This is a genomic window from Methylocystis sp. SC2, assembly GCF_000304315.1.
Taxonomy (GTDB): Bacteria; Pseudomonadota; Alphaproteobacteria; order Rhizobiales; family Beijerinckiaceae; genus Methylocystis.
In genome coordinates, this window is sequence record NC_018485.1 from 2,376,660 (window position 1) to 2,392,861 (window position 16,202).

Annotated in this window: 17 protein-coding genes and 1 pseudogene; 9 read left to right on the forward strand and 9 right to left on the reverse strand. The window is 61.3% G+C overall.

The annotated features are described in order from the left end of the window. Positions 1 to 21: 21 nt before the first annotated feature. From BN69_RS11530 to BN69_RS11540, 4 genes and pseudogenes are all read left to right on the forward strand, one after another. A complete protein-coding gene (locus BN69_RS11530; RefSeq protein WP_014891790.1) occupies positions 22 to 2,277 on the forward strand; it encodes an alpha/beta hydrolase in 2,256 nt (751 codons plus the stop codon). Positions 2,278 to 2,404: 127 nt separating this feature from the next. Then, positions 2,405 to 2,758: pseudogene (locus BN69_RS19855) on the forward strand (GIY-YIG nuclease family protein); the annotation flags it as partial. A 204-nt stretch (positions 2,759 to 2,962) separates the two neighbouring features. After that, positions 2,963 to 4,456, forward strand: coding sequence for a histidine--tRNA ligase (gene hisS / locus BN69_RS11535; protein WP_041927324.1), 1,494 nt, complete (start codon positions 2,963 to 2,965; stop codon positions 4,454 to 4,456). A gap of 74 nt (positions 4,457 to 4,530) precedes the next feature. After that, positions 4,531 to 5,349, forward strand: a complete 819-nt coding sequence (locus BN69_RS11540) for a universal stress protein (RefSeq protein WP_014891792.1) — start codon at positions 4,531 to 4,533, stop codon at positions 5,347 to 5,349. A gap of 110 nt (positions 5,350 to 5,459) precedes the next feature. On the opposite strand, the gene BN69_RS11545 is transcribed toward BN69_RS11540, so the two are convergent. Together BN69_RS11545 and BN69_RS11550 are read right to left on the reverse strand one after the other, a co-directional pair. Continuing rightward, positions 5,460 to 5,948 carry an META domain-containing protein gene (locus BN69_RS11545; RefSeq protein WP_244434926.1) on the reverse strand — a complete coding sequence of 163 codons (489 nt, stop codon included), beginning with the start codon at positions 5,946 to 5,948 and terminating at the stop codon, positions 5,460 to 5,462. Between the two features lie 65 nt (positions 5,949 to 6,013). Further along, entirely contained in the window at positions 6,014 to 7,009 is a 996-nt protein-coding gene (locus BN69_RS11550; protein ID WP_014891794.1) for a 2-hydroxyacid dehydrogenase, read from the reverse strand. A gap of 226 nt (positions 7,010 to 7,235) precedes the next feature. Between BN69_RS11550 and BN69_RS11555 the strand changes: the two genes are divergently transcribed. Beyond that, the gene (locus BN69_RS11555; RefSeq protein WP_014891795.1) at positions 7,236 to 7,811 is read left to right on the forward strand and encodes an SH3 domain-containing protein; all 576 of its coding nucleotides are present in this window, start codon (positions 7,236 to 7,238) and stop codon (positions 7,809 to 7,811) included. On the opposite strand, the gene BN69_RS11560 is transcribed toward BN69_RS11555, so the two are convergent. The 3 genes from BN69_RS11560 to irrA all read right to left on the reverse strand — a co-directional run bounded on the left by BN69_RS11560 (position 7,812) and on the right by irrA (position 9,712). Next, on the reverse strand, positions 7,812 to 8,186 hold the full coding sequence (locus tag BN69_RS11560) for a response regulator (RefSeq protein WP_014891796.1): 375 nt from the start codon (positions 8,184 to 8,186) through the stop codon (positions 7,812 to 7,814). Continuing rightward, on the reverse strand, positions 8,183 to 9,169 hold the full coding sequence (locus BN69_RS11565; RefSeq protein WP_014891797.1) for a sensor histidine kinase: 987 nt from the start codon (positions 9,167 to 9,169) through the stop codon (positions 8,183 to 8,185). The genes BN69_RS11560 and BN69_RS11565 overlap by 4 nt, the downstream gene beginning before the upstream one ends. Before the next feature lie 96 nt (positions 9,170 to 9,265). Beyond that, complete coding sequence (irrA, locus tag BN69_RS11570) at positions 9,266 to 9,712, reverse strand: iron response transcriptional regulator IrrA (protein WP_014891798.1); 447 nt, start codon at positions 9,710 to 9,712, stop codon at positions 9,266 to 9,268. Positions 9,713 to 10,025: 313 nt separating this feature from the next. Here irrA and fabA point away from each other — a divergent pair, with 313 nt between their 5' ends. The 4 genes from fabA to BN69_RS11595 all read left to right on the forward strand — a co-directional run bounded on the left by fabA (position 10,026) and on the right by BN69_RS11595 (position 13,175). Further along, positions 10,026 to 10,550 (forward strand): 3-hydroxyacyl-[acyl-carrier-protein] dehydratase FabA, encoded by a 525-nt coding sequence (gene fabA / locus BN69_RS11580; protein WP_014891799.1) that lies wholly within the window; start codon positions 10,026 to 10,028, stop codon positions 10,548 to 10,550. Positions 10,551 to 10,595: 45 nt separating this feature from the next. Beyond that, entirely contained in the window at positions 10,596 to 11,819 is a 1,224-nt protein-coding gene (gene fabB, locus BN69_RS11585) for a beta-ketoacyl-ACP synthase I (protein ID WP_014891800.1), read from the forward strand. Between the two features lie 227 nt (positions 11,820 to 12,046). After that, positions 12,047 to 12,856: an enoyl-ACP reductase FabI gene (gene fabI / locus BN69_RS11590; protein WP_014891801.1), complete on the forward strand. Its 810-nt coding sequence runs from the start codon at positions 12,047 to 12,049 to the stop codon at positions 12,854 to 12,856. A gap of 4 nt (positions 12,857 to 12,860) precedes the next feature. After that, positions 12,861 to 13,175 (forward strand): c-type cytochrome, encoded by a 315-nt coding sequence (locus BN69_RS11595; RefSeq protein ID WP_014891802.1) that lies wholly within the window; start codon positions 12,861 to 12,863, stop codon positions 13,173 to 13,175. A 33-nt stretch (positions 13,176 to 13,208) separates the two neighbouring features. On the opposite strand, the gene BN69_RS11600 is transcribed toward BN69_RS11595, so the two are convergent. The 4 genes from BN69_RS11600 to BN69_RS11620 all read right to left on the reverse strand — a co-directional run bounded on the left by BN69_RS11600 (position 13,209) and on the right by BN69_RS11620 (position 16,066). Further along, positions 13,209 to 13,556, reverse strand: coding sequence for a four-helix bundle copper-binding protein (locus BN69_RS11600; protein WP_014891803.1), 348 nt, complete (start codon positions 13,554 to 13,556; stop codon positions 13,209 to 13,211). A gap of 488 nt (positions 13,557 to 14,044) precedes the next feature. After that, positions 14,045 to 14,257, reverse strand: a complete 213-nt coding sequence (locus BN69_RS11610) for an alkylphosphonate utilization protein (protein WP_148277265.1) — start codon at positions 14,255 to 14,257, stop codon at positions 14,045 to 14,047. Positions 14,258 to 14,353: 96 nt separating this feature from the next. Beyond that, positions 14,354 to 14,557: a hypothetical protein gene (locus BN69_RS11615; protein WP_041926941.1), complete on the reverse strand. Its 204-nt coding sequence runs from the start codon at positions 14,555 to 14,557 to the stop codon at positions 14,354 to 14,356. 105 nt (positions 14,558 to 14,662) lie between these two features. Continuing rightward, positions 14,663 to 16,066, reverse strand: a complete 1,404-nt coding sequence (locus BN69_RS11620; RefSeq protein ID WP_148277098.1) for a sensor histidine kinase — start codon at positions 16,064 to 16,066, stop codon at positions 14,663 to 14,665. Positions 16,067 to 16,202 lie beyond the last annotated feature (136 nt).

Genomic DNA, 16,202 nt, shown 5'->3' on the forward strand with positions numbered 1-16,202 from the left:
ATTACTTATTGTGAGGCAAGTATGAATTCCTCTTTTCTGAATTTGAATTATCCTGACCCATTCTTCACCTATGCGCCGCACGCTAAGAGACTCGTTGTCATACTGCATTCAATCTCGTCGCCGCACGACCGTCTGGCGGACGCAAAGGCAGCTGCGCAAGATGCTTACGGCGAAGATGGGGTCGACATATACGCACCCATCCTCCCTTACTCCCAACGCTTCGATCGTACTGGTGCGAGTGCAACCGTCGTAAACCTCGTCGCCGACCTCGACGCCGTCTGGGATAACAAAGACGGCAAAAAGTACGAGAAGGTTGTGCTCATCGGCCATAGCCTCGGCGGCATTCTTTTGCGACGTGTTTTCCTCGCGGGATCGCTAAATCCACCGGACTACGCCGTCGGTGATTTCCACAAACGCGACGATCTATGGGGCCCGATTGCAGAAAAAAGAAACAAAGAACTTCCCTGTGAGTGGGCAAAGCGGGTCGAGCGTATCGTTCTACTTGCAACGTGGGATAAAGGTTGGAGCATATCCGATCGCATCGGCTGGCTTTATTCGAGCGGTTTGAATGTGCTGGGATTGATTGGGCGCTTATTGGAGCTTCTTGAAGGGATCAATATCAAAATTAATGCTCCGGGCCGCACTATGCTCGACGTGCGCAAAGGCGCGCCCTTTATCGTGCAGACGCGCTTGCTGTGGATGGCCTATCGGCGATGGCACAATGGGCGGCTCCGGAACCTCTACAATGAAGCAGGTCCGCTGACGCGTCTTGCCGAACCAGATCCGGCGCTCACCGCAAATCCGCTCGTTGTTCAGATCATCGGCACTCTGGATAATTTTGTTTCGCCACAAGATCAGGTGGACATGGACGTCGAGGCGATGGCCTGGAAGGAAGGCGACGGAGCAGATCAGAATAAATGTTATTTTTTATTTCAAATGCGGGCTACCGATCACGCTGGCGTAGTTGATTTTAGCAACAAAATCGGGAGAACGTGTGGATTGCGAAAAAAGCCGATTGAGGAACAGCCGGAAGTTCTCGCTCACCGGCGGCAGGTCCTGTTAGACGCGCTGACCATGCCACGATCAGAGCTTAGCCAGAGATCCCTCAATCCCACGCTGATGTTTGATCAGTTGTCAAAATTCGATCTTAAAACTACAGATGTCGTCCTTGTTATGCACGGCATCCGGGATGACGGTTACTGGACGCATCGGATCGTAGAAGCAATCAAGAACGCGGATGAAGACCGACGAAAGGGATCTTCCGCGGCATCCGAGCCTATCGAATCATGTGCGCCGACCTACGGCTATTTTCCTATGGGTGCGTTCATCATGCCGTGGATCAGACGGCAAAAGGTCGAATGGTTTATGGACCTTTATGTTCAGCTGCGCGCCCGATTTCCGCGAGCAACGTTGCATTTCGTCGGCCATTCTAACGGCACTTATCTCGCCGCCGATGCTCTAGCGCGCTATCCAGCTGCGCGTTTTGGGAGGATTTATTTCGCCGGCAGCGTCGTCAACCCGACGTTTGACTGGGCGAGAATGGTAACCGAAGAGCGGGTCAAGCAGTTTCATAGTGCGCGTGGCGGAACGGATTGGGTGGTGGCTTGGTTACCCAAGAGTCTTGAGTTTTTTACTGACCTCGGCGGCGGGGGATTTGACACATTCGAGTCCGCCGCTCGTGGGAATCCAAAGATCACTCAATCGGCTACCTTTGCCAGAGGCGGTCATAGTGGCGCAATCGAAGAGCCGCATTGGCCTCAGATTGCCAAATTCATCAATGAAGGCGCTCAACCATTCGCAAACGATGAGAAGACGGGCGAGCACGAGCCTTTTATGGAAAGGCCCGATGGCTGGATCGAAGGGTTTTCAAAATTTCGCGTTGGCGTACCTCTGGTCTTTTCTATTGCTGCGCTCTTCGCGCTCCTAGCGTTTTCACTCTGGCTCCCCTTCGAGAACTGGCGATGGGGCCCGACGGATCTATCGATCTTTGGGGGTTGGGGTTCACACTTGTGGATCATCGCGCTCGCGGCGTTCCTTGTTTTGCAGTACGCGACGAAGCAGGTGCCACGCGGCAAACTCGCCATTTTGCTCACTGTTCTGTTCGCTTTTTGCACATTAGGGGTCGCCAACTTTGTCTTGACTTCATTCGTCCGAGAATCTCAGCAATTCGGACTACTGAATCCTGTCGAATATTCGGTAGCGCTCCGAACAGCTGGTGCCTTCGTGACGTTGACAGGGCTGATCGCGGCAATGCGCTTTGTCCTGACACGCTTTTAGCAGTTGCTCCCCCTTTCCTTTAGAGGAGCAGCGCCTGGAGAACGCGGCTAACGAGGCATCTCAACGACGCGCTCAATACCACTATTGGGCGCTTCCCTTCTGGGAGGAGGGGAGGACGGCGGGGCAGATGATTTTTTGCGCCTCCGCCGCCTTCGCCGTCGCTGCTCCGGGCGCCTATGCCCTCTGGCTGCGTCTTGAGCGGCCTCTCGAGGTTCAGGCGGGAAAGCGCAAGGGCCTGCTTCCCGCCGGCGATTATCTCTACTGCGGATCGGCGAACGGTCCCGGCGGTCTGCGCGCCCGGCTCGCGCGGCACATGCGGAAAGACAAGCGCGCGCATTGGCATGTCGATCAGCTGACGCGGGCGGGGCGAATACTCGGCGCCTTCGTCGCGGAAGACGGCGACGAATGCGCGCTCAACGCCGCGCTCGCCGATCTGCCAATCCCGATCGCCGGCTTCGGCAGTTCGGATTGCCGTCGCTGCGCCGCGCATTTGCGTTTCCTGCCAAAGGGCGCGGCGCTTCCTTCCGACTGGGAAAATGCTAGGAAGGCGGCCACCTCCCCCTTGAGGGGAAGATCGCGCGGCGTAGCCGCGCGGGAGGGGTCGCGGGCGCTCACCCGACCCCCCGCCTTCGACGCGACCCTGGCCCTAAAGGGGAGGGTGGCGCGCGCATCGGAACAGGTCTGGATGTCAAAAGAAGAAAACAAAACCAAAGTTGAGGCGCGCACGCCGCGCGGGCTCGGCGACCGCGAGGCCGGCGAACTCGCCGCCACCGCCCGGATGCTCGACGTCATCCGCGAGGTCTATGAACTTTATGGCTTCGAGGCGCTCGAGACGCCGGCGATCGAATATACGGACGCGCTCGGCAAGTTCCTGCCCGACCAGGATCGCCCCAATGAGGGCGTCTTCTCCTTTCAGGACGATGACGAGCAGTGGCTGTCGCTGCGCTACGACCTGACCGCGCCGCTGGCGCGTTTCGTCGCGCAGAATTTCGATCGCCTGCCAAAGCCCTATCGGTCCTATCGGGTTGGCCCGGTCTATCGCAACGAAAAGCCGGGGCCGGGGCGGTTTCGCCAGTTCATGCAGTTCGACGCCGACACCGTCGGCTCCGCCTCGCCGGCCGCCGACGCCGAGATCTGCATGATGGCCGCGGACGCCATGGAGCGCTTAGGGATCGCGCGCGGCGACTACGTCATCAAGATCAACAGCCGCAAGGTGCTCGACGGCGTGATGCAGTCGATCGGCCTTGCCGGCGAGGAGAACGCCGGCCGCCGCCTCGTCGTGCTGCGCGCCATCGACAAGCTCGACCGGCTCGGCCCCGACGGCGTGCGGCAGTTGCTTGGCGAGGGCCGCAAGGACGACAGCGGGGATTTCACCAAGGGCGCGGGGCTCCCTCTGCCGGCGATCGACACGATCCTCGCCTTCAGCCTCGGGGGACAGTATCGGAACGGCGCGCCGGCCTTCGATCTCTTCGGCCTGCTCGGCAAGAGCGAGGTCGGCGCGCAGGGCGCGGAGGAGCTTCTGGAGATCGAGGATCTCGCCCGCGATGCGGGCTTTGGGCCGGATCGCATCCGCGTCGATCCTTCCGTCGTGCGCGGCCTCGAATATTACACCGGCCCCGTTTTCGAGGCCGATCTGACCTTCGAGACCCGCGACGAGAAGGGCAATCCCGTGCGTTTCGGCTCGGTCGGCGGCGGGGGCCGTTACGACGGGCTCGTCGGGCGGTTCAGATCGGAAAATACGCCGGCGACAGGCTTCTCGATCGGCGTCTCGAGGCTCTTCGCGGCCTTAAAGCTCATCGGCAGCCCGATCGTCTCCGCGCGTCCCCATGTCGGACCGGTGGTCGTTCTCGTCCTCGACCGCGACAGGCTCGCCGATTATCAGCGGATGGCGGCGCAGCTGCGGGGCGCCGGGATCGCCGCCGAAATCTATCTGGGCGGCGCGGGCATGAAGGCGCAAATGAAATACGCCGACCGGCGCAACAGCCCGCTGGCGATCATCCAGGGCTCCGACGAAAAAGCGCGCGGCGAGGTGACCATCAAGGATCTCGTCGCCGGCGCGAAGGCCGCCGCCAATATCGCCACCAACGAGCAATGGAAGGCGCTTCGTCCCGCCCAATTCGCCGTCCCGGAAGCCGAATTGGTCGAAGAGGTCCAAAAGGCGCTCAAGGAACAAATTTAACCTGCGGCGAAGCTGATCATTGCCAGGCGCGCAGGCGCGTATAGTTTTGCGAAGGGATAGAGGAGCAAACGCAGATGAATGGCGACACGCCCAGATCAATCGTCCATCCCACCGATCTCTCCTTCGCAAGCCAGGACGCCTTCGCGCATGCGCTGCGCATCGCCGTGGCCTGCAAGAGCATGTTGCACATTCTGCATGTCGAAGCGCCCGAGACCGAGGAGGACGATTGGGATCGCTTTCCGCAGGTGCGCGAAATGCTGGCGCGCTGGAAGATGATCTCGCCGACCGCGACGCGCGCCGAGGCGGCCGAACAGCTCGGCGTCAAAATCGTCAAGGCGGCGGTCGAATCGGAATCGCCCGTCGCCGGCGTCGCCGCCTATGTCGAGCGGCACCTGTGCGATCTTCTCGTGATGATGACCCGACCGCGCAGCGCTCTGGAGCGGCTGCTCGCCAGCTCGGTCGCCGAGGAAACGGCGCGCGAGACGCATGTGCCGGCGCTGTTCCTGCGCGAGGACCAGAAAGGCTTCGTCGACCAGGAGACGGGCGCCGTCTCGCTCAATACGGTGCTGATGCCGGTCGAGGCGACGGTCTCGCCGCTCGACGCCTTCCGCCACGTCGCGGCAATCGCGCATTGTCTCAACCCGGCCGCCGACGTCATGATGCTGCATGTCGGCGAAGACCTGCCGCTTTTTGAAGGGCTGCTGCCGCACATCGAGTTGCGCCGCGGGCCCGTCGTCGAAACCATTCTCGCCTATGCGCAGGAGATCAAGGCCGACATGATCGCCATGCCGACGCGTGGCCGAAAGGGCCTGCTGGAGGCGCTGCGCGGCTCGACGACGCGGCGCGTGCTGCACGAGGCGCCCTGTCCGCTGCTGGCGTCGCCGGTGCGATGAACGCCGGCGCTCACTCCCGAGAGGCCGAAGGCCGGATCGGGACGCCCGTCGCGATCAACATTCTGGGCTCCGATTCGGGAAGGTCGCTCATCGCGAGCGACTGACCCGCTCTATAGCGAGCGCTGGAAATGCAGCACGCCGCCCTGCGCGCCCTTCAGGATGAGGTCGTCTCCCTTCGTGTCCCAATAGGGGCCAGAGAGCAGCACCCCCCAATAGTCGCGCTCGAAGGCGGCGAGCGGGCCTTCACATTTGCGTTCGTTGACCGCCGGCATGGTGCGCGGTCCGAGCCGGTTGGGGCCGATGATGAAGATGCCCGACCAGTTCTTGCAGCCCGAAAAACCGTTGGCGCGGCCGGTTGAGTCGATCGAGATCCACATCTCCACCGGCGGCGCTTTGCCGTTGATCTCCTTGAGCACGAAGTTCTGGTTGTGCGGGAACGGCTGATAGCGCGGAATGCCGCCCGTCTCCTTGTTTTCGTCTTCCGGCTGCTTCTGCTCCGCGCCCTGAGGCGGTTTTGCGCGGCTCTTGGCGTCGGCTGGCGCGGCGGCGAGCGCAATGGCGCAGAGCGAGGCGGCTAAGGCGAGCAAAATCCTGTTCATCGCGTCAATCATCCTCCCCATAAGGCGACCCGCGCCTGTCGGTCCCGGGCCCGCGGCGCAGCGCCTTATAGCATGCTCGGCAGGACGCGGTCAGGCGGCCGGTGGCCGTCCATAAAGGTTTTGATGTTGATGATCACTTTCTCGCCCATATCGATGCGGCTTTCAATGGTCGCCGAGCCCATATGCGGAAGCAGCGTGACTTTTCCGGCTTTGGCGAGCTTCAATAATTTGGGAGAGACGGCGGGCTCATGCTCGAAGACGTCGAGGCCGGCGCCGGCCATCTCATCCGCCTCAAGCATGCGCACCAATGCGTTCTCGTCGACGATCTCGCCGCGCGCGGTATTGATCAGAATGGCGTGCGGACGCAGATGCGCCAGTCTGCGGGCGGAGAGAAGATGATAGGTCGCCGGCGTATGCGGACAGTGGATCGACACGACGTCGACCCGCGCCAGCATCTGATCGAGCGACTCCCAATAGGTCGCCTCCAATTGCTCTTCGAGATCGGCCGAGACCCGTCGGCGGTTGTGGTAATGAATTGAAAGTCCAAAACTTTTCGCGCGCCGCGCCAAGGCTTGGCCGATCCGGCCCATGCCGACGATGCCGAGCCTCTTGCCGGTGATCCGATGGCCGAGCATCCAGGTCGGCGACCATCCCGCCCAAGCGCCGTCGGGAATGGCGCTCGCGCCTTCGACGAGACGACGCGCCACCGACAGGATCAGCGCCATCGTCATGTCGGCGGTGTCTTCGGTCAGAACGCCGGGCGTGTTGGTGACGGTGATGGAGCGATCGAGCGCCGAGGCGACGTCGATATTGTCGACGCCATTGCCAAAATTGGCGATCAGCTTCATCTGCTCGCCGGCCTGGGCGATCAGATGCGAATCGATACGGTCGGTGATGGTCGGCACCAGCACGTCGGCCGTGCGCATGGCCTCGACGAGTTCGTCATGAGTGAGCGGCTTGTCGCTTTCGTTGAGGCGCGTGTCGAACAACTCGCACATGCGGGTTTCGATGACCTCGGGCAGCCGGCGCGACACGACAACGAGCGGCTTCTTTTTCGGCATATCCCTGGTCGTGCCTCCGCGTTCATGTTGTGTTGCAGCAGCGTTTCTGCGATTGCGCTATGATCGTCGCCGCGTCGCCGCAACGGATGAAAAGACGCCGGCGAGTTTCGCCGGCTTCAACCGGGTCTTAACGACGGTCGGCGACAAAACCAATACGCCTCCTCGGCGGACGCATTCGACTTCCTAGCAGATGACGGGCCAAAGACAAGCGAGCGATCAGTCCACCATGTCGCGAATAAACATAGAATCTGCGCCAATTTCGGCAGCCTTCTCAAACGCTCAGGAACTTTTCCAAAGGCGTCGCCGCACGGCTTTCGCCGCGCTCGTAGGCGCGCTTTTTTGCGCAGCGCACGCCAATGCTCTGGAGCCGCAGAAGGGCCCGGTGAGCGGCCTGCCCTTGCCCCGCTACGTCAGCCTCAAATCGGATCGGGTCAATGTTCGCGAGGGGCCGAGCAAGGAACATCCGACTCTGTGGATCTACGAACGCGCCGCGCTCCCCGTCGAGATCACCGCCGAATTCGAAACCTGGCGCAAGATCCGCGATTCCGAAGGCGCCGAAGGCTGGGTGCTGCACTCGCTGCTCTCCGGACGGCGCACCGCCTTGGTCGCGCCGTGGAAAAAGGAGCCGCAACTGCTCGTCGCCGCCGATCATTCAACGCCCGCGGCCAAGCTCGGCCCCGGCGTCATCGGCAATTTGCGCAGCTGCGACGGCAAATGGTGCCGCATCGCCGGCAAGGGCTTTGACGGCTATATGCAGCAGGAAAATCTCTGGGGCGTCTATCCGGGCGAAACATTCGAATAGTCAGCCGATCGGACCGCCCGGCAGGCGGCTCTTGAGTTTCTCCAACGCGGTCGAAATGGCGTCCCGACTGAAGGGCTTGGCGACGACCGGCGCATCGGCATGCGCCTCAAGCACGCCCTGTTCGCCGTAACCGGTCACGAAGGCGAAGGGCTTATGCCGGCGCTCAAGGACGCCGGGGAGAACATGCGCCTTCTGGCCATTGAGGTTGATGTCGAGAAAGGCGATGTCAAAATCTTCGCTGGTCGCCTTTTGCAGCGCCTCCTGCACATTGCCCGCTGTGGCGACGACTTGCGCGCCAAGCTCCTCGAGAAACATTTCGAGCGCCATGGCGATCACGGCCTCGTCTTCGACGATCAGGACGCGAGGCGCGTTCATTTGAGCACTTCCACGCCCAGGGGAATGTCCATCTCGCAACGGAATCCTTCACAGGGGAATTCGACCGCAATCCGCGCGCCCGCTTCGGACGCCAGCGTTTTCTCGATCAGGCGCATGCCAAATCCTTTGACCGATGGGGGCGCGATCGGCGGTCCGCCGCATTCGCGCCAGACAAGATGGAGCTTAGGCGTGCGCGCCTTGGCGTCAATGCTCCACTCAACGGCGACTCGTCCGTTCGGCGCCGAGAGCGATCCGTGTCTCACGGCGTTCGTGCATAATTCATGCAGCGTCATCGCCAGGGCCGCCGCGATGCGCGGGCAGACGTCGACAGACGCCCCTGAAACGTCGAAATTCTCCTGGCCCGCCGGGGCGATGGCGGTGCGCACGAGTTCGTCGACCCGCGCCTTCGTCCAGTTTTCGCGGGTCAGCACGTCATGCACGGCGGCGAGCGCCAGCAGACGATTCTCAAAGAGCTCCACCGAATTCTGCTTCAACTCGCGCAGCGAATGCAAAGCGATCGAGTGAACCGTCGCCAGCGTATTCTTGACGCGATGGTTGAGCTCGTGGATCAGAAGCTGCAAGCGTTCGCGGTCGCGTTCCTGTTCGGTGACGTCGGTGTTGGTCCCATACCAGCCGACGATGGCGCCGTTCTCGCGCAGCGGCTCGATGCGCGTCAGAAATGGCCGGTAGAGTCCGTCGGCGCCCCTCAGCGGGAAGATCATCTGGAAGAATTCGCCGTGCTGGATCGCATGCGTCCATCGCTCCAGCATTTTCGGGAGCACGTCCGGGTGATGGACCGATTGCCAACCCCATCCGGCCATCTCCTCGGGCGTCGTGCCGGTATATTCGTACCAACGATCATTGTACCAGAAAATCCAGCCGTCGGGACGCGCCATCCAGGCCAGATTCGGTATGGAGTTGGCAAGCGCCTTGAACTGCGCGTAGGTGATCTCGGATTCCTGTTCGGTCGCCCGCTGCGACATTGCTCCCGCCCCACCCTGGTTTTCGAAGAGGTCTCGACGGCCTTGCGGCGAATTCGAGCCGCTTCGAATGTGTCGACAACAGAATATAGGGCGGGCTTAGGCGCGGCGAAGTCGCACCACGACATCTACGCGTGCGACGCGCAAACCATCGGGCGGCTGGGGAAGATCGGAGACCGAGACATTCGCGCCGGCGATGTCGTAAAGCTCTCCGTCGTCTTCGAGAAGAAAATGATGGTGGTCGGCGGTATTGGTGTCGAAATACACCCGGGCGCCGTCGACGGCGATCTCCCGCAGCAAGCCGGCCTGGGTGAACTGGTGGAGCGCATTATAGACGGTCGCGAGGGACACGGAGAGATTGGCGGCGAGCGCCTCTTCGTAGAGCCGCTCCGCCGTCACATGGCGATCGCCGCTCTGCCCGAACAGCAACTCGCCCAGCGACAGCCGCTGACGGGTCGGCCGCAGCCCGGCGTCGGCCAGCAACTCTGCGACGCGCTTGCGCGGCGCACAGTCAGGCGGAACGGTCGAATTCGGCTCGGCGTCCATTGCAGCGGCTCGCGGTTTTCCACTCTCGCGGTTTTCTACAGGGCATCATAGGGAGAATGGCGGGAAATTCAACGCCGCTCGGCTGTTGCGACCCCGCTTGCGACAGCGCTTCCGGCCCGGGCGAGGCTATGTTACGGATCGCTTCGCCCGGGAGCGGCCAAGAGCGGCCAAGAGCGGCCACAGCGGCCAACAGCTGCCGCTGAGAGCCGCCAAGAGCGGCGCCGCCGACGCGGCGCCAACAAAGATAAGGCGCGCCTTGCAGAGGCGCTTGGGAGGACGGGCCGAAAGGCTCCAACGCGAGGAACATAGGACGATGGGCGAAAGGCGCTCCTCATTCGGCTACGAGGATTTACTGGCATGCGGCGAGGAGAAGCTGTTCGGCCCGGGCAACGCCCAGCTGCCGCTGCCGCCGATGCTGATGTTCGACCGGATCACCGAGATCTTCGAAGACGGCGGCGAGCACGGCAAGGGCTACATGCGCGCCGAACTCGACATCAAGCCGAGTCTTTGGTTCTTCGACTGCCATTTCAAGGGCAATCCCGTGATGCCGGGCTGCCTTGGCCTCGACGCGCTGTGGCAGATGGTCGGCTTCTATCTCGCCTGGCTCGACAATCCGGGGCGCGGCATGGCGCTGGGCGTCGGCGAGGTGAAATTCAGCGGGCAAGTTCGCCCGACCGTGAAAAAGGTGACCTACGGCATCGACTTCAAGCGCGTCTTCAAGGGCAAGCTTGTGCTCGGCATCGCCGACGGCTGGGTCGCGGCGGACGGCGAGCGCATCTATGAGGCGAAGGATTTGAAGGTTGGCCTCGCCAAGGCCGAGGCGCCGGCAGCCGCCTGAAGCGCACACCAAGGCGCGGGGAAGCGCCGCCAAGGAGTTGGACCAATGAGACGAGTCGTCGTCACCGGCATGGGGATTGTGTCGTCGATCGGCAACACCACCCAGGAAGTGATCGCTTCGCTGCGCGAGGCGAAGTCTGGCATCGCCCGCGCGGAGAAATACGCCGAACTCGGCTTCCGTTCGCAGGTGTACGGCATGCCGTCGCTCGACCCCTCGACGATCGTCGACCGCCGCGCCATGCGGTTCCATGCGACAGGCACGGCGTGGAACCACGTCGCCATGGATCAGGCGATCGCCGACGCCGGGCTGACCGAAGCGGAGATCTCCAACGCGCGCACCGGAATCATCATGGGGTCCGGCGGCCCTTCGACCCATACGCTTGTCGAATCCGCCGACATCACGCGCACGAAGGGGCCCAAGCGCGTTGGTCCCTTCGCGGTGCCCAAATGCATGTCGTCGACCGCCTCGGCGACGCTTGCGGTCTGGTTCAAGATCAAAGGCGTCAACTATTCGATCTCGTCAGCCTGCGCCACGTCCAATCACTGCATCGGCAACGCCTACGAACTGATTCAGTATGGCAAGCAGGACATGATGTTTGCGGGCGGCTGCGAGGAGCTGGAGTGGGAGCTGTCGGTCCTCTTCGACGCGATGGGCGCCATGTCCTCCTCTTATAATGATCGTCCGGCGACGGCCTCGCGCGCCTATGACAAGAATCGCGACGGATTCGTCATCGCCGGCGGCGCCGGCGTGCTGGTGCTCGAAGAACTCGAACACGCCAAGGCGCGCGGCGCGAAGATCTACGCCGAAGTCGCCGGCTATGGCGCGACGTCCGACGGCCATGACATGGTGGCGCCCTCGGGCGAGGGCGCGGTGCGCTGCATGCAGCAGGCGCTCGCGACGGTGAAGTGCCCGATCGACTACATCAACCCCCACGCCACGGCGACACCGGTCGGCGACGCCAAGGAAATCGAGGCGCTGCGCGAAGTGTTCGGCGTCGGCGACAAATGCCCGCCGATCGCCGCGACCAAATCCCTGACCGGCCATTCGCTCGGCGCGACGGGCGTGCAGGAGGCGATCTATTCCTTGTTGATGATGCAGAACGGCTTCATCTGCGAAAGCGCCAATATCGAAGAGCTCGATCCGGATTTCGCCGACATGCCCATCATGCGGACGCGCCGCGACAATGTGAAGCTTGGCGCTGTGCTGTCCAACTCATTCGGCTTCGGCGGCACCAATGCGACATTGGTGTTCAAGCATCCAGACGCCTGACGCTGATCCCTCGCGATACGTCATGGCCGGGCGTGTTCCGGCCATGACGTCGAGACATGCAACGGCGTTTAGGAGAAGGCGATTCTCCCAGTTGCGAACGACGCCAGCGGCGCTCGTGAACAGAAGTATCGCCGACACGGCCCACAGCGTCGTTCTTCTTTGCTGTCTGCGTCTACGATAGGGCTTAGGCCCAAACTTTCGATCTCTCCTACGATGACAATCGCCATATGACAGTTTCAACCGGTCTCATGCAGGGTAAGCGCGGCCTCATCATGGGCGTCGCCAATGATCATTCAATCGCCTATGGCGTCGCGCGCGTTCTTGCGCGCCACGGCGCGACGCTCGCATTCACCTATCAGGGCGAGGCGCTCGGCAAGCGCGTCAAGCCGCTCGCGCAGGAGCTCGGGTCGAACCTTGTGCTGCCATGCGACGCCGAGGATATTTCAACCGTGGATCAGGTGTTCGCGCGTCTCGAACACGACTGGGGCGATATGGATTTTCTCGTCCACTCCATCGCCTATTCCGACAAAAGCGAATTGAAGGGACTCTACGCCGACACCTCGCGCGAGAATTTCATTCGCACGCTTGTCATTTCCTGTTTTTCCTTCACCGAAGCCGCGCGCCGCGCCGCCAGGCTGATGAAGAATGGCGGATCACTGCTGACGGTGAGCTTTGGCGGCGGCACGCATGTCATGCCGAATTACAACGTCATGGGCGTCGCGAAGGCGGCGCTCGATTCATCGGTGCGCTATCTAGCGGCCGACTTCGGCGATCGCGGCATTCGCGTCAATGCGCTGTCGCCCGGTCCGGTGCGCACCATGGCGGGCGCCGGCATCACGGGCGCGCGGGCGATGGGCGCGTTCCAAAAAAAGCATTGTCCGTTGCGTCGGATGATCACGCTGGATGAAATCGGCGGTTCGGCGCTTTATTTGCTGTCGGAGCTTTCGGGCGGCGTGACGGGCGAAGTCCATCTTGTGGACGCCGGCTATAATATCATGTTGCAACCGCGTCCCGAGGATCTCAACGGCGAGGAGTAAGGCAATGAGGATAGCGCTGTCTTTAGGCTTGGTCTTCATTGCGGCGCCGGCGATGGCGGCGAGCGCGGATCCGACGACCGGCGCGCAGATCGCCAAAGCCGAATGCGCCTCATGCCATGCCGTTGGATCCGACGCAGAGGCCAAGAGCCCGGATCCCAAGGCGCCGCGCTTTATCGATGTGGCGAAGATGCCTTCGACGACTGAACTGTCGCTCAAGGTTTTCCTGCGCTCTTCGCACAAGAATATGCCTAACATCATTCTCGCCCGCGAAGAGATCGACTCGCTGGCAAGCTATATTTTGGGGCTTGGCGGCAAATAGCCGCCAAGCTGATCGAAAGCTGTCCGCGCGAAATTATGCGGCCATTTTCTGTCCGGACATTCTGCGGCATTCCTCGGCGCAGCGACGGCATTCGTCGGCGCATTCCTTCATGTCCGGAATCGGATCGCATTCCTTGGCGCAGGTTTCGCAAGCCTCGGCGCAGAGCGCGCACATCTGTTTCGCCAGCGGCGAATTCATCAGCATCATTTGCGTGCTGTTGCGGCACATATCGGCGCAGGCGATCATCGCCCGGAAATGTTTGGGCTTCACATGCTCGCCGCCTTTCTCGAGGCAATGGGTCATCGCCAGGCCGAAGCACATCTGATAACAGTTCAGGCAGGCGTCGATGCAGGCCTGCATTTCCTTCGGGATCATGTGCATGATGGATCGTTCCTCTTAAGGCTTTCCGCCTCGCCGCCCCGCAGGCAGCTAGTTCACCGGCCTCGCAGGTCAAGATTTACGGCGAAAGCGCAGGACCGACAGTCAAGTTCCGGCACGCCGGCTGATTTCGGGTTCTGACCACTAAAGCGCTTCATGATCACATGGAATCATGTGATCGATAAGGAATCGCTCAAAATCAAAACGTGGAGCAGGTTCTCATCGAAAAAGTCTGTCAACTTTTTCGGGACCTGCTCTAAGCGCGAGCAGCGGAGTTTTCGCTGGGACTTCTGCTGTTGGGCCGCCGCGCGCCAAGGCCGCAAAGGCCGCGCATGAACGGGCGTCTCCGCGGCGCGGGCTCATCGCCAAGGCGCGCTATTCGCGCTGGTCGCGCTTGCCATCTTGAGCGCAGCGCCGCGCGCCCGCGCCAAGGCAATCGTCGATATCGAGACATTCGACGGGTCCGCGCGTCCTGCGCCATTCGAAGGCGGCTAGGCTTTCCTGACGAACTCCGTCCGCAGCACGAGGCCTTTTACCTTCTCGGCGCGGCAATCGATCTCAGCCGGATCATCCGTGAGCCGGATATTTTTGATCAAGGCGCCGCGTTTCAAAACGACCGACGAGCCCTTGACCTTCAAGTCCTTTATCAAGATCACGGAATCGCCGTCCTTGAGTTCTGCGCCATTGCTGTCTGTCACAACCACCGTCATCAGGCGCTCCGAGCGTTCCATAGCTGATCATGCGCATCCTTATATTCGCCGAGGAGACGGTTTGCATCCCCCACGCGATCATTCGCTCATCTAGATGCCGCCTTGCCGCGCGATATTCCGCTTCTTCGTTTGGATCGAGTCGTCCAGAACGTCTCCTTCTGCGATCGACCGCTGATCACCCAGCCGTCCGTCGATCTTGAGATCGACTTCGTCGGATGCTAGCGGAACAAGCATGTCGCCGAACTGATTCACTTTCTTCGTCATAGCGTCGGCGGCCTGCCAAGAGAGCGGCATATGCTCGCCTGGCTCAAATGACCGGCGCTCAGAGAGAAGGTCGCCTCACATACTGGCGCTTAGAGGGCTGCGCCTGCGCGCGGCGCGCTCGTCTCCTCGCATGAGCTAGGCGCTGTCTACGCCCGCGTTGTCGGTGACGGAAGCAAGCGGCAGATGGAGCTGGTAGGACAGTCCGCTTGGCGGATAGGTAATGGTCGTCCTGCCATCAAATTGCTTCGGCCATTCCTCGATGATGAAGCTGCCAAATCCTTTCCTGGAAGCGGCTGTCACAGGAGGACCGCCTCTTTCCTTCCACTCAAAGGTTATGAATTTCTCTCCTTCGATATCTTCGACTCGCTTATCGATCAGCACTCGCCCGCTGGGGGTCGAGAGCGCGCCATGTTTCACCGCGTTGGTGACAAGCTCATTGATAACGAGGGCAAATGCTTGGGCGGCTTTTGCGGAGAGCGAAACATCCAGGCCTTTGGCTTCTATCTGATCTCTGAACCCGGCGATATCCGTCTCGAGTAACTTATCCATTGAGACTTTTTGAAACATCGCCTCGGAGGCGACAGCGTGAACCTTCGCGAGGGATTGCACCCGCCCCGTGAGGATTTGTTCCGCTTCCGATATGCTCCGGCCCGTTGTTAACGTCCTTCGGATAATAGCTAAAATAAGCGCGAAGAAATTGCCGACTCCATGCTCGAGCTCCCTTGCAAGTATCCGCTGCCGCTCCTCGTGCTGCTTCCGCTCAGTTATATCTGTGATTGTCGCCAGCACGGCGGGCTCGTTGCTCCATTCCAAAGGGTTGAGGCCGATCTCCACTGGAAATTCGTCTCCGTCTTTTCTGCGCGCCCGCAGATCACGGCCTGCGCCCATGGGGCGAGTCTCTGGCGATCGTTGAAACGCCTCCCGCACGACTTTGTGCGTGACCGATGCTCTTTTCGGGACGAGCATTTCAACTGACCGCCCAAGGAGCTCTTCGCGCCGATACCCGAAAAGTCTCTCCGCGCTCGAATTAGCCGCGAGCATTTTGCCGGCTCTGCCGACGACGATGATGCCGTTTGGGGCCGACTCAATAAGAGAGCGCTCCTTTTGGGCTTCAACGGCGACGCGTTCAATCGCAATCTTGAGGAGGGCGACGGCCGTCACTATTGCGAGCGACGCCAGCAGAAGAAAAAGCAACGAACCAGCGATGCGAGGGCCGAAGGCTTGGAGAGATGGAGAATTTAAAAACAGCGGCCGAGCTATGGCCACAGAAAGGGCCGCAGCGAATAGCCCTGCGCGAGAACCGCCAAGCGCGGCGGCAACGACGATCGCAGGCAAAAATGCAACGACCGGCAAGCCCTCAACCAGCCAATCTTGCACGAACCAGCCGATCAGCGCCGACAGCCCGACAGCTAAGGACGCTGTGGCGTAAGCCGTAAAATTTACCCGCATTTGGCTCCGATCGATCGCGCTGCTGGCGGCCTTGGAGAGAACCAAGTTCGAATCAAGATAGGAAGCGGCGGACGCAGAGCCATCCATCATCACAAGGGGTTTTCTGGTCCAGCTTGCCAAGGGAGGCGGGCGGGCTGGCGATTTCGTCGGTTTGGCGGAGCGAAGTTGATCGGTTCGGCGGCGTCCCCTGGCTTCACTTTTTCAATGGCGCGGGGCCTCGCATAGT

Excerpts from the sequence above, each read along its gene's own strand:
- BN69_RS11530 (WP_014891790.1), top strand. The coding sequence starts at position 22 with ATGAATTCCTCTTTTCTGAATTTGAATTATCCTGACCCATTCTTCACC.
- hisS (WP_041927324.1), top strand. The coding sequence starts at position 2,963 with ATGTCAAAAGAAGAAAACAAAACCAAAGTTGAGGCGCGCACGCCGCGC.
- BN69_RS11540 (WP_014891792.1), top strand. The coding sequence starts at position 4,531 with ATGAATGGCGACACGCCCAGATCAATCGTCCATCCCACCGATCTCTCC.
- BN69_RS11545 (WP_244434926.1), bottom strand. The coding sequence starts at position 5,948 with ATGAACAGGATTTTGCTCGCCTTAGCCGCCTCGCTCTGCGCCATTGCG.
- BN69_RS11550 (WP_014891794.1), bottom strand. The coding sequence starts at position 7,009 with ATGCCGAAAAAGAAGCCGCTCGTTGTCGTGTCGCGCCGGCTGCCCGAG.
- BN69_RS11555 (WP_014891795.1), top strand. The coding sequence starts at position 7,236 with ATGTCGCGAATAAACATAGAATCTGCGCCAATTTCGGCAGCCTTCTCA.
- BN69_RS11560 (WP_014891796.1), bottom strand. The coding sequence starts at position 8,186 with ATGAACGCGCCTCGCGTCCTGATCGTCGAAGACGAGGCCGTGATCGCC.
- BN69_RS11565 (WP_014891797.1), bottom strand. The coding sequence starts at position 9,169 with ATGTCGCAGCGGGCGACCGAACAGGAATCCGAGATCACCTACGCGCAG.
- irrA (WP_014891798.1), bottom strand. The coding sequence starts at position 9,712 with ATGGACGCCGAGCCGAATTCGACCGTTCCGCCTGACTGTGCGCCGCGC.
- fabA (WP_014891799.1), top strand. The coding sequence starts at position 10,026 with ATGGGCGAAAGGCGCTCCTCATTCGGCTACGAGGATTTACTGGCATGC.
- fabB (WP_014891800.1), top strand. The coding sequence starts at position 10,596 with ATGAGACGAGTCGTCGTCACCGGCATGGGGATTGTGTCGTCGATCGGC.
- fabI (WP_014891801.1), top strand. The coding sequence starts at position 12,047 with ATGACAGTTTCAACCGGTCTCATGCAGGGTAAGCGCGGCCTCATCATG.
- BN69_RS11595 (WP_014891802.1), top strand. The coding sequence starts at position 12,861 with ATGAGGATAGCGCTGTCTTTAGGCTTGGTCTTCATTGCGGCGCCGGCG.
- BN69_RS11600 (WP_014891803.1), bottom strand. The coding sequence starts at position 13,556 with ATGCACATGATCCCGAAGGAAATGCAGGCCTGCATCGACGCCTGCCTG.
- BN69_RS11615 (WP_041926941.1), bottom strand. The coding sequence starts at position 14,557 with ATGCCGCTCTCTTGGCAGGCCGCCGACGCTATGACGAAGAAAGTGAAT.
- BN69_RS11620 (WP_148277098.1), bottom strand. The coding sequence starts at position 16,066 with ATGATGGATGGCTCTGCGTCCGCCGCTTCCTATCTTGATTCGAACTTG.